Origin of the sequence: Paraconexibacter sp. (assembly GCF_041602235.1) — a bacterium.
In the GTDB taxonomy this organism is placed as follows: domain Bacteria; phylum Actinomycetota; class Thermoleophilia; order Solirubrobacterales; family Solirubrobacteraceae; genus Paraconexibacter.
In genome coordinates this window covers 1-11093 of record NZ_JBFIGP010000107.1, presented here as the reverse complement: position 1 = coordinate 11093, position 11093 = coordinate 1, and the positions used below count along the sequence as shown (strand labels likewise).

General features: G+C 72.9%; 13 protein-coding genes. 3 read left to right on the top strand and 10 right to left on the bottom strand.

From position 1 onward, the window contains the following. A partial coding sequence (locus ABYE80_RS10490) for a DNA translocase FtsK 4TM domain-containing protein (RefSeq protein WP_372790224.1) occupies window positions 1–1171 on the bottom strand: 1171 nt, incomplete at its 3' end. Between the two features lie 109 nt (window positions 1172–1280). Between ABYE80_RS10490 and ABYE80_RS10485 the strand changes: the two genes are divergently transcribed. Together ABYE80_RS10485 and ABYE80_RS10480 are read left to right on the top strand one after the other, a co-directional pair. Next, the gene (locus ABYE80_RS10485; protein WP_372790223.1) at window positions 1281–1967 is read left to right on the top strand and encodes a response regulator transcription factor; all 687 of its coding nucleotides are present in this window, start codon (window positions 1281–1283) and stop codon (window positions 1965–1967) included. A gap of 6 nt (window positions 1968–1973) precedes the next feature. After that, on the top strand, window positions 1974–3386 hold the full coding sequence (locus ABYE80_RS10480) for a sensor histidine kinase (RefSeq protein ID WP_372790222.1): 1413 nt from the start codon (window positions 1974–1976) through the stop codon (window positions 3384–3386). On the opposite strand, the gene ABYE80_RS10475 is transcribed toward ABYE80_RS10480, so the two are convergent. Beyond that, window positions 3383–5056, bottom strand: a complete 1674-nt coding sequence (locus tag ABYE80_RS10475) for a ribonuclease J (RefSeq protein ID WP_372790221.1) — start codon at window positions 5054–5056, stop codon at window positions 3383–3385. The genes ABYE80_RS10480 and ABYE80_RS10475 overlap by 4 nt on opposite strands. Beyond that, entirely contained in the window at window positions 5053–5913 is an 861-nt protein-coding gene (gene dapA / locus ABYE80_RS10470) for a 4-hydroxy-tetrahydrodipicolinate synthase (RefSeq protein ID WP_372790220.1), read from the bottom strand. Before dapA ends, ABYE80_RS10475 begins: the two co-directional genes overlap by 4 nt. A gap of 112 nt (window positions 5914–6025) precedes the next feature. On the opposite strand from dapA, the gene ABYE80_RS10465 reads away from it, so the two are divergent. Then, window positions 6026–8161, top strand: coding sequence for an ATP-dependent RecD-like DNA helicase (locus ABYE80_RS10465; protein WP_372790219.1), 2136 nt, complete (start codon window positions 6026–6028; stop codon window positions 8159–8161). A 48-nt stretch (window positions 8162–8209) separates the two neighbouring features. Here ABYE80_RS10465 and ABYE80_RS10460 read toward each other — a convergent pair whose 3' ends face one another. From ABYE80_RS10460 to ABYE80_RS10430, 7 genes are all read right to left on the bottom strand, one after another. Continuing rightward, window positions 8210–8590, bottom strand: coding sequence for an FKBP-type peptidyl-prolyl cis-trans isomerase (locus ABYE80_RS10460; RefSeq protein ID WP_372790218.1), 381 nt, complete (start codon window positions 8588–8590; stop codon window positions 8210–8212). A gap of 17 nt (window positions 8591–8607) precedes the next feature. Continuing rightward, window positions 8608–8946: a hypothetical protein gene (locus ABYE80_RS10455; protein ID WP_372790217.1), complete on the bottom strand. Its 339-nt coding sequence runs from the start codon at window positions 8944–8946 to the stop codon at window positions 8608–8610. Window positions 8947–8948: 2 nt separating this feature from the next. After that, window positions 8949–9374 carry a hypothetical protein gene (locus ABYE80_RS10450; protein ID WP_372790216.1) on the bottom strand — a complete coding sequence of 142 codons (426 nt, stop codon included), beginning with the start codon at window positions 9372–9374 and terminating at the stop codon, window positions 8949–8951. Then, window positions 9364–9756 (bottom strand): hypothetical protein, encoded by a 393-nt coding sequence (locus tag ABYE80_RS10445; RefSeq protein WP_372790215.1) that lies wholly within the window; start codon window positions 9754–9756, stop codon window positions 9364–9366. The genes ABYE80_RS10450 and ABYE80_RS10445 overlap by 11 nt, the downstream gene beginning before the upstream one ends. Window positions 9757–9785: 29 nt before the next feature. After that, on the bottom strand, window positions 9786–10196 hold the full coding sequence (locus ABYE80_RS10440) for a hypothetical protein (RefSeq protein WP_372790214.1): 411 nt from the start codon (window positions 10194–10196) through the stop codon (window positions 9786–9788). Window positions 10197–10253: 57 nt separating this feature from the next. Further along, complete coding sequence (locus tag ABYE80_RS10435; RefSeq protein WP_372790213.1) at window positions 10254–10757, bottom strand: N-acetyltransferase family protein; 504 nt, start codon at window positions 10755–10757, stop codon at window positions 10254–10256. Continuing rightward, the coding region (locus ABYE80_RS10430; RefSeq protein ID WP_372790212.1) for a 4-hydroxy-tetrahydrodipicolinate reductase at window positions 10754–11093 on the bottom strand (340 nt) is incomplete at its 5' end. The genes ABYE80_RS10430 and ABYE80_RS10435, both read right to left, overlap by 4 nt.

The window sequence follows — 11093 nt, the reverse complement described above, 5'->3', positions numbered from 1 at the left end:
GCGCACCCGCCGTCAGCTCCATCCCCGACGTGTCGGGTCGCTGGCTGGCCGCGCTGGAGCGGGTCAGCAGGCCCGCGCGCGGACGCCGCCACTCGACCTCGCCCTCGCCGAGCGCGAGCGCCGCCTGCCCGCCGACCGGAAGCGGATCGGGGTCCTCCGCGGGCGCGTCCTCCACCGCGCTGGGCGGCGGCGCAACGGGCTCGGGCTCCGGGACCTCGGCTGCCTCGTCCGCCGGCTCGGGCGGCGTGCCCGCGGCGGGGCGGCCGTCGACGATCGTGGGCTCCACCACCACCGGAGCGTCGGTGTCACCCCAGATGTCGGGGTAGCGCAGCGACCCGTCGAGCTGGCCGGTGCGGTCGTCCCGTACGCGCGGCTCGCTGTCCTGCGGCTCCGGCGGGAGCACGGGCGCCGCGGACGGCGTCTCGGCCGCGGCGGTCCCCGGCCCCGTGCGACGGACGCCCGAGGACGTCGTACCGCGGTCCGTGGACGGCGCGGAGGGCCGCAGCGCCCGCGTGGTGTCGACCACGCCGGTCGCCGTGGCCTGCACCACGCCGGCGACCGAGGCACCCGTCAGCAGGAGCGTCCCGGCGAGCAGGAGGAACAGCGCGATGATGTGGGCGCCGATGGTGGAGAACGCCGAGGAGGTGCCCCAGAAGAGGGCAGCACCCACGACGCCGCCCCGATCGCTGTACACGTCCGGGTTCCACAGGTCGGACCGCGGTCCGTCGGGTCCGATGCCCAGGGTCCCGGCGGCCAGCATCAGGGTGAGCGCCAGCAGCAGGCACACGGCGCCCGCGCGGAACGGACGCACCCCGGCGGGAAGGACCGGACGCAGGACGAGCACGACCCCCGCCCCGGCCACCGCGACCGGAGCCACGTAGGCGATCTGTCCGGCGAGCCGGCGCAGGCCGTCGACGATCGCCTCGCCCGCCGCACCGCCGTACCACTCGAGGTAGAGCGGGAAGGCGAGGAACACCCCCACCGCGACGAGCCCGAGCCCGATGAGGTCCAGGTGGCGCTGCTCGAGCACGGGGATGCGAGGCGCCCGGCCGCTGGCCCGGCGGGCGCGGGCCTTCGGCGCTGACGCGCCCTTGGCCGTCGGGCGGGGGCGGGCACCGGAGGACGTGCGCGAGCGCGACGCGCCGGTCTTGCGGGTCTTCGTCGTCGGCATAGGTCTGTCCGTGGGTTCGACGCCGCGCCCCCCTCCCCTGCCTTCCGCGACCGTCCTAAACGTTGGTAAAGCGCGCTCGGTGCGGGCAGCCCCGACGTACGATGTGGAGGTGACCGACACGGATCGTGCTCCGCGGGTCCTCGTGGTCGAGGACGACGAGGACATCGCCCAGGTGCTCCAGCGCTCGCTGCGCATGGAGGGCTACGAGGTGCGTACCGCCGGGGACGGCCAGGCCGCGCTGGACGCTGCCGGCACGTTCGTCCCGGATCTCGTGATCCTCGACCTCGGGTTGCCCAAGCTCGACGGCATCGAGGTCGCCAAGCGCCTGCGGGAGGACGACGACGTCCCGATCCTCATGCTGACCGCCCGCGACGCCCTGGACGCCCGCGTCGAAGGACTCGATGCCGGTGCGGACGACTACCTGGTCAAGCCGTTCGAGCGTCAGGAGCTGCTGGCCCGGATGCGAGCGCTCCTGCGTCGTCGCCCGCCGCGTGGCTCGGCGTCCCTGGTCGCCGGCGACCTCCGGCTGAACCCCGACACGCACGAGGTGCACCGTGGGGAGCGCGTGCTCGAGCTCACGCAACGCGAGTTCGAGCTGCTCGAGTACCTGATGCGCAACGAGCGGATCGTCGTGCCCCGGCAGCGGCTGCTCGAGGAGGTGTGGGGCTACGACCCGTTCGCGACGACCAACACGATCGAGGTGTTCGTGTCCAACCTGCGGCGCAAGCTCGAGGCCGACGGCGAGCCGCGACTGCTCCACACGATCCGCGGCGCGGGATACGTCCTGCGCGCCTGACCGGGCATGACCGCGCTCTTCCACCGGATCCCGATCCGCTGGCGTCTCGCCGGGGGCTCCGCGGTGCTGACGCTGGTCATCCTGACGACCTTCGCCGTCATCGTCGGCCATCTGACGACCACCCGGATCCGGACGGACTTCAACGAGCAGACCGCCCGTGCCGCCGACGAGCTCGTCGACGTGGTGGACGCGCGCTACAACATCGAGAACGGCACGGTCGAGTTCGTCCGGCCCAACCTCCAGTTCTACGCGACGGCCGACAACGCCGTGATCCGGGTGCTGACGCAGGACGGCACGCGCGTGCGATCGTTCCCCAAGCGCACCCCCGACTTCGGCCTGCAGCCCGACGGCGGGGTCGACGTCAAGGGGTTCCGCGTCGAGACGCGCAGCTTCGCGCTCCCGCTCGGCGGGTTCATCCTGGTGCAGTACGCGCGCCGGCTCGCGGAGGTCAACGCCACGATCGACCGCGTCCAGTTCTTCCTCTTCACCGGCGTCCTGGGTGGTGCGGCGTTCGCGCTGATGGCCGGGCTCCTGATCGCCGGCAACGCGATGCGTCCGATCCGGCGCCTGACCGAGACCACGCGGGAGATCGCCCGCACGCGCGACACCAACCGCCGCATCTCCGTCCCCGAGGCCACCGACGAGGTCGCGGAGCTGGCGCGCACGCTCGACGAGATGCTGCTCGCGCTCGAGTCCAGTCGCGCGGAGACCGCGGCCACGCTCCTGCGCCAGCGGGCGTTCGTCGCCGACGCGTCGCACGAGCTGCGCACCCCGCTCACCAGCGTGCTGGCGAACCTCGAGCTGCTCTCCGACGTGCTGGACGGTGACGAGGGCGAGGCAGCGCGATCCGCGCTGCGCTCGTCGCACCGGATGCGACGGCTGGTCGCGGACCTGCTGCTGCTCGCCCGTGCGGACGCGGGGCGGCAGGTCCGGCACGTACCCACCGACGTGTCGCAGATCGTCGTCGACGCCGCGGCGGAGCTCGGACCGGTGCTCGCCGATCACGAGCTGTCGGTCCACCCCTCCGGAGCGGCCGTGGTCTCCGGAGCCGGGGACGAACTGCACCGGCTGGCGCTCAACCTGATGGAGAACGCGGTCAACCACACGCCCCCGGGGACGCGCATCGACGCGGCGATCGAGCGCGAGAACGGGCACGTCCGCCTCGTCGTGGAGGACGACGGTCCGGGCGTCCCGCCGGAGGTGCGCGACCGGCTGTTCGAGCGCTTCGTCCGGGGTGACGGCGACCGCGGTGGCTCGACCGGCCTGGGCCTGGCGATCGTCCGCGCGGTGGCGGAGTCGCACGGCGGCTCCGTCCACCTCGAGGACTGCACGCCGCACGGCGCGCGGTTCGTCGTCACCCTGCCCGCCTCCGGGCAGGTCGACCCGGCGTCCGCGCCCGCGGCGTCCGCGCGCTCCTAGATCTCGACGACCACCGGCAGCACCATCGGCCGGCGCTTGAGGCGCTTGAAGACGAACGCGGCGAGATCGTCGTGGAGCTGCTGCTGGAGCAGGTCGATCTCCTTGATGTCGTCCTTGGCAGCGCCCTCGAGCGATGCCTCGACGACCTCGCGAAGCTCATCGAGCAGCCGGTCGGCCTCGTCCTTGAACGGGACGCCCCGGAAGATGACCTCCGGGTCGGCGACCGAGCTGCCGTCCTGCTCGCTGATCGTGGCGACGACCACGAAGATGCCGTCGGCGCTGAGCATCCGGCGATCGCGCAGCGCGGCGTCGGCCGGCTCGCCGAGATCCACGCCGTCGACGAAGATCACGCCGCTGCGCTCCTTCTCGCCGAACGCGGCGCCGTTCTCGTCGATCTCCAGCGGCAGGCCGTTCTCGCCCCGGAAGATGTTCTCGGCGGGAACCCCCACCTTCTCGGCGAGCTCGCCGTGGAGCTTGATGCGCTTGTGGTCGCCGTGGAACGGCATCACGTACTTCGGCTTGGTCAGGTTGAGCATCAGCTTGATCTCCTCCTGATAGCCGTGGCCGGAGGCGTGGATCGGGGCGTCGGCGGTCGTGATCACCGTGCAGCCGATCTGGTAGAGCCGGTCGACCGTGTCGTTGACGGCCCGCTCGTTGCCGGGGATCGGCGTGGCGCTGAAGACGACGGTGTCCCCGTCGTGCAGCTCGACCTGATGGTGGTCCTTGTGGGCCATCCGCCGCAGGGCGCTCAGGGGCTCCCCCTGGGACCCGGTCGAGATCACGACGATCTTCTCGTCGGGGAAGTTGTCGAGCTCCCGGGGCTGCACCAGCATGCCCTCGGGGACGTCGATGTGCCCCAGCGAACGACCGATGTTCACGTTCTTCTTCATCGAACGCCCGATCAGGCAGACCTTGCGGCCGTTGGCCGACGCAGCGTCGACCACCTGCTGCACGCGGTGGATGTTCGAGGCGAAGCAGGTCACGACGATGCGGCCCTCGCAGCGGCCGAACACCTCGGTGAGGTGCGGCCCGGCGACGGACTCCGACGGGGAGAACCCGGGCCGGTCGGCGTTGGTGGAGTCGCCGCACAGCAGCAGCACGCCGCGCTTGCCGAGCTCCGCCAGACGCTGCACGTCCGCCGGCTTGCCGTCCACCGGGGTCTGATCGAACTTGTAGTCCCCCGTGATGAGCACGGTGCCCAGATCGGTGGTCAGCGCGACCGCCCGCATGTCGGGGATCGAGTGCGTGAGGTGCACGAGCTCCAGGTCGAACGGACCGACCTCCAGGATCTCGCCCGGCTGGACGTCGTGGCACTCCACCAGCTTGCCGAGCTTGTGCTCGTCGAGCTTGGAGCGAGCCATCGCCATGGTCAGCGGGCCGCCGTACACGGGCGGGGCGTTGTCGGCGCCGAGCTCCCGCAGCATCCACGGCAGGGCGCCGAGGTGGTCCTCGTGCCCGTGCGTGATGACGATCGCCTCGATGTCGTCGACGCGGTCGCGCAGGTAGTTGAAGTCCGGGAGGACGAGGTCGATGCCGACCATCTCCGCGGTCGGGAAGCGCAGGCCGACGTCGACGACGACGATGTGGTCGTCGTACTCGACGACCGTCATGTTCTTGCCGATCTCGCCGAGGCCGCCGAGCGGCAGGACGCGCAAGGGTGTGGTGCTCACGTGTGTGTTGTCTCCAGGAGTCCGCGACGCTCGAGCATCGCGCGAATGGTTGCCGTCTCTTCGGCGTCCGCCTCCACATAGGGCAGGCGGGGTCGGCCGACGGGATGGCCGAGAAGGTTCAGGGCCGCCTTGGTGCAGACGGCGGCGGGGGCGACGCTCAGGGCGTCGAAGACCTCGACGAGGGACGCATGGATCGCCGCCCGCTCGCCGGGCTCGTCGACCATCCTGCGCATCTCGGGGCCGACGATGTGGCTGGCCACGAGGATGCCGCCGGCGCCGCCCAGGTCCAGCGTCAGGGCGAGCACGTCGTCGTTGCCCGCGTAGAGGGCGAGACCGTCGACCACTGCCAGGTTGTCGTTGTTGGCCTGTTTGACGCCCTCGATGTGGTCCAGCTGCGCGAGTTCCGCCAGCAGGTCGTTGGGCATGTCCGATCCGGTGCGCTGCGGGATGTTGTAGAGGATGATCGGGCGGTCGGCGGCACGGCTGACCTCGCGGTAGTGGGCGAGGATCCCGCGCCGGTTGGGCCGGTTGTAGTACGGGTTGACGCTCAGGAGCGCGTCGACCCCGAGCTCGCAGGCCCGTTCGGTCAGGTGGATCGCGTGGCGGGTGTCGTTGGAGCCGACGCCGCCGATGACGGTCAACCCCTGCGGACGCTCTCGCACGGCGAGGCCGATGAGGGCGAGATGCTCCTCGTCGTCCAGGGTGGCTGCCTCCCCCGTCGTTCCGGCGACGACGACACCGTCGGAGCCGTTCGCGGCGAGGTGGTGCAGGAGGGAGACGAAGGCCTCCTCATCGATACCGCCCGCGTCATCGAACGGCGTGATGATCGCGGTGATGATGGCTCCCAGACCGGGCATGGCACCGAGTATCCCAGGCCCGGCACCGGCGCTGCACCTCGAGGGTCCTCCGACGGCCGGAGGGCCGGGCACGCCCCGCGGATCCGTTCGCCGCGCAGCGTACCCTCGGCCGGTGACCTGGTCCGCCGATCCTCCCTCCACGGAGCTCACCGTGGAGATCGTGGCCGTGCGGTGGCGGGCCGAGGACGGGGAGTTCGCCGTGCTCGTCGGCGTCACGGAGGCGGGCGACGAGATCACCCTGACGGGCCCCCTCGGACACGTCGCCGAGGGCGAGACCGCCGACGTCGGCGGCGAGTGGCGCGAGCACCCCCGGCACGGGCGCCAGTTCCTCGCGCGGCGGGTCATGGTGCACGAGCCCGCCAGCGACCAGGCGATCCTCGCGTACCTCTCGGCGATCAAGCACGTCGGTCCCAAGGGAGCCCAGTGGCTCTACGACCGCCACGGGGTCGAGGTCCTGGCGCGCATCGATGCCGACCCGAAGGGCCGCCTCCACGAGGTACCCGGGATCGGGAAGGCGAAGATCGGCGAGGCCGTGGAGTCGTGGGAGGAGACGGGCGCCCTGCGTGCGGTGCGGCTCTTCCTCGAGACGCACGGCGTCCCGGCGCCCGTGGCTGCGCGGATCTACCGCGCGTTCGGGGCGGGCGCGATCGACACGCTGCGGACCGACCCGTACGCCCTCACCCAGGTCGAGGGGATCGGCTTCAAGACCGCCGACGCGCTCGCCCGGGCGCTCGGGACACCGCTCGACGCGACCGGCCGGCTCGACGCGGGCGTGGTGCACGCGCTGGACCTCGCCGAGGTCGACGGGCACTGCTTCCTGCCCCGCCCCGCGCTCGTGGCGCGCGCGGCGGAGCTCCTGGACCGGGACGCGAGCGATCGTCTCGACGAGCTCGCTGCCCGGGGAACGATCGAGATCGACGAGCACGATCGTGTCGCGGAGGCGCGCCTGGCCGCCATCGAGCGTGGTCTGGCCCGCCGTGCCCGGGAGCTCGCGCGCGACGAGCCGGCGCTGCAGGTCGCCGACCCGCAGCGCCCGACGGCCGGCGCGCTCGTCCCGACCGACGAGCAGTGGGGCGCGGTGGAGCGCGTGCTCGAGCACCGCCTCTCGATCCTCACCGGCGGGCCGGGCACCGGGAAGTCCTCGGCGATGCGGGCGCTCGTCGACGTCCTGCGGGAGGCACGGGCGAGCGTGCGGCTGTGCGCTCCGACCGGGAAGGCGGCGCGTCGCCTGGCCGAGGTGGCGGGCGTCGAGGCGACCACCATCCACCGGCTGCTGGAGTACGTCCCCGGCGAGGGCTTTACCCGCGACGAGCACGACCCGATCCCAGGCGCCGACGTCCTGATCGTCGACGAGGCCTCGATGCTCGACGTCCGTCTCGCCGCCGCCCTGTTCGCCGCGGTCGGCCCGAAGACCCACGTCCTCCTGGTCGGGGACGTCGACCAGCTGGCGCCGGTGGGGCCCGGGCGGGTCCTGGAGGACCTCATCGCCTCCGAGGTGGTCCCGACCACGCGGTTGACGGCGATCTTCCGCCAGGCGGCCCGCTCGCTCATCGTGCGCGCCGCCCACGCGATGAACCACGGCGAGCCGCTCCCCACCACCCCGGGGCCCGACGACCTCCGCGACTTCTTCCTGATCGCGCGGGACGACCCGCGGTCCACGTTCGAGGAGATCTGCGACCTGGCGGCGACGCGTCTGGCGGCCCACTACGGGCTCGCGCCGGTCGGCGACGTGCAGGTGCTCGCACCGATGCACAAGGGTCCGCTCGGGATCGACGCCTTCAACGAGGCGCTCCGCGCGCGGCTCAATCCGGACGGCACGGCCATCCCGGGCACGGGGCTGCGCCTCAACGACCGGGTCCTCCAGACGAAGAACGACCACGAGCGCGAGCTGATGAACGGCGAGCTCGGCGTGCTCGTGCACCACGACGCCGAGCGCGGTCACGTGATCTTCGCGGGGGACGACGGCCGCAGGGTCTCCCTACCGATGAGCGCGACGCAGACGCTGCGCCTCGCCTACGCGACCTCGGTGCACAAGGCACAGGGCTCGCAGGCCAAGGCGGTGGTCGTACCGCTGTTCCGCGGTCACGCGATCATGCTCACCCGCAACCTGCTGTACACCGCGATCACGCGCGCCGAGCGCGTCTGCGTGCTCGTCGGGGACCCCTCCGCGCTGCAGATCGCCGCGCGGCGCCGTGACGCGACCACGCGGCACACGCGGCTCGCCGAGCTCGTCTCGCGCGACGGCTGACTGTCCCGGGCGCGGCTCGGGGCGGGGCGCGCGGGTGCGGTCCGCGTGTCAGCGCACGCCGATGAGGTCCACGACGAAGACCAGGGTCTCGTCGGGGCCGATGACGCCGCCCGCCCCGCGCTTCCCGTAGCCGAGCATCGGCGGGATCGTGATGCGACGGCGTCCGCCGACCTTCATGCCGGCCACGCCCTGGTCCCAGCCGGCGATGACCTGACCCTTGCCGAGCCCGAACTTGAACGTGTCGCCGCGGTCCCAGGAGGCGTCGAACTGCTTGCCGTTGGACCACGAGACCCCGACGTAGTGAACCTCCACCGTGCGTCCGGGGGTGGCCTCCTCGCCCTCGCCGACGACGAGATCGTCGAGCTCGAGCTGATAGGACGGGTCGGTCCCGACGGGAACCTCGACGGTGGGCTTCTCGCTGAGCGGCATGTCCGCCACGCTACCGATCAGTCCTCGGGCGGGGCGACCGGCGCCGCATCGAGGGTGGCCTTCAGGGCCAGCAGCGCCGCGGCGAGCTCCGCGACGACCGCACCCAGCGGGCGGGCCTCCTCGGGCACCGCCTCCTCCCCGCGCCGGGCGGCCGAGAGCTCGCGGGCGAAGCCTCGGACGCCGTAGGTGAGGCGGGTGCGCACCGCCGCGGCGGCATCGACCACGCGGTCGCGGTCGTCGCGGGCCGCGGCCTGCGTCTGCGGGTCCAGGGCGTCCCAACGAGCGCGGAGCTCCTGCGCCGTGCGCAGGTGGGCGTGCGCGCGGCGGATCAGGATGGCGGACTGCAACGCGGCCACGACTAGGCCTCGATCCGCATGAGCGTGAGGACACGACGGCCCAGGCGGATGGGCCCGTCCATCTCGACCCGGCCGTCGGCGAGCCGCGCGAGCGCCGCCCGTCCTCGCGGGCTGGTGGGCAGCGGCAACCCGGAGGCCTGCGGTACGGAGACCAGGAGCAGGACGTCGGGCAGCCGCCCGGTGACCTCGAGGTCGACGGGATGGTCACCGCGGGAGTCCGACACCTCGATCACCGTGCCCGAGAACGCGATCCGCACGGGCGGGAACCCCTCGACGAACCGCAGCACGACGATGCCGGAGGTGCCACGGGCCAGCGCCGGGTTCCGCTGGACCCCGGCGCGCAGCAGCGCCAGGACGGACGGGGCCAGGGAATCGGGGCCGAGGCCGCCGAGACGGACCTCGACGGTCTCACCCAGCTCAACGCTCATCACGCCGCCGGTCCGAGACGGCCTGGTCATCGGACCTCAGCGCATCGGTGTACCGGCGCGGGACGCGTGGTCCGCCGACCGCGTCCTCCTGCTCCCAGAGCGTGACCACGACGAGCTCCGCGCCGGCGGGACGACAGACGAACACGACCGCCCGGTCGACGGCGTCGCGGACGTACCACGACCCGCGGGCTCCGGTCGCACCGTCGGGGGCGTGGTCCTCCACCCGTCCGGCGGCCCAGGCCCGCGCGACGCGCTCGATGATCTCCGGCCGGACGTCGGTGGCCCCCACGCGTGTCCCGACGCGCTGGCGGAAGCGCTCCGCGGCGTGGTCGGTGACCGCCACGAGGGGAGCGGCAGAGCCGGGTGCGGGCGGTGCGGGCACCCGGCGAGAGTAGCGACCCCGTCGTGCCGTCAGCCGGTGCGCAGCGGCTCGAAGGCGTGACGCTCCCGGGCCTCGACGTGGTGGACCACCGCATCGGTCGCCCGCGCGATCCGGTGCGGCAGATCGATGCCGAGCCACCGAGAGAGGCCCACGGGCAGGGTGCTCACGACGATCTCGTCGTAGCGGCGGGGATCCCACTCGTCGAGGACCGCGGTGACCGGGTCGGTGTCGCCCAGCATGCCGACCGCGTCGATGCCCGCGTCCTGCAGGCGCTCGAGCGCCGCTCGCAGCCGCGGCCCGGAGCCGCCGCTGGTGTCCTGCGGGGTGATCAGCGTCACGGTGATCGGGGCGCCGGCGGCGCGCTGCTCCAGGTCCTCGAGGAGCTCGTCGGAGTCGGCCGTCCTGTTGGCAACGACCAGCAGATGCGTGATCGGACTCATGCACCTGAAGGTACTCCCGACCCCGCCGGATCGCAACATTCCGCACAAGGGGCGGTGTCAGTCGGGCAACGGGCCCCGGTAGCGCACCTCGGGGAGCTCGAGCACCCCGTGGTCGGGGGTCGCGCCGCGGTCCACCACGTAGCCACGGCGCTCGTACATCTCGCGCACCAGGCTCCCCTCCGGGGTCCAGAGCACGGCGACGGCGTGCCCGTCGAACCGCAGCGCCCCCTCCGCCTCCCGCAGCAGCAGGCCGCCGAGGCCCGCACCCTGCGCGACCGGGTCGACGAACAGGGCGTAGATCTCCCCCGCCTCGTCGGCGTCGGCGTCACGCGCGGGGCCGAACGCCACGAACCCGTGCACGGTCCCGCCCACCTCGGCCACGATGGCGCGCACCTGCGGGTCGGCCAGTGCCGCGGTCCACTGCTCCGCCTGCTCTGCGACGGTCGGGGTCAGCTCCGGGAGCACGAGGTCCGCGAACGCCGTGTGCCACGCACGGACCTGGATCCGCGCGCACGCGGCGGCATCCCCCACGCCGGCGGGCCGGACGACCGGCCCGCTCACAGCACGTGCTCGAGCCCGACGACCGGACTCTCGGTGAGGCCCGAGACCTTCCGGACCGCGAGCACCACACCGGGCATGAACGACGACCGGTCCAGCGAGTCGTGACGGATCGTCAGCGTCTCGCCGACGCCGCCGAGGACGACCTCCTGATGCGCGACGAGGCCCGGCAGCCGCACCGAGTGGATCGTCGGCGGCTCCCCGCCGGTCGCCTGCGCCATCAGGTCGGCGGTCCGGGCCGCGGTACCGGACGGCGCGTCGAGCTTCCTGTCGTGGTGCAGCTCGATGATCTCGGCGCGGGGCATGTGGCGCGCGGCCTCGGCCGCGAAGCGCATCATC

Excerpts from the sequence above, each read along its gene's own strand:
- dapA (WP_372790220.1), bottom strand. The coding sequence starts at position 5,913 with ATGCCCGGTCTGGGAGCCATCATCACCGCGATCATCACGCCGTTCGAT.
- ABYE80_RS10450 (WP_372790216.1), bottom strand. The coding sequence starts at position 9,374 with ATGAGCGTTGAGCTGGGTGAGACCGTCGAGGTCCGTCTCGGCGGCCTC.
- ABYE80_RS10460 (WP_372790218.1), bottom strand. The coding sequence starts at position 8,590 with ATGCCGCTCAGCGAGAAGCCCACCGTCGAGGTTCCCGTCGGGACCGAC.
- ABYE80_RS10480 (WP_372790222.1), top strand. The coding sequence starts at position 1,974 with ATGACCGCGCTCTTCCACCGGATCCCGATCCGCTGGCGTCTCGCCGGG.
- ABYE80_RS10440 (WP_372790214.1), bottom strand. The coding sequence starts at position 10,196 with ATGAGTCCGATCACGCATCTGCTGGTCGTTGCCAACAGGACGGCCGAC.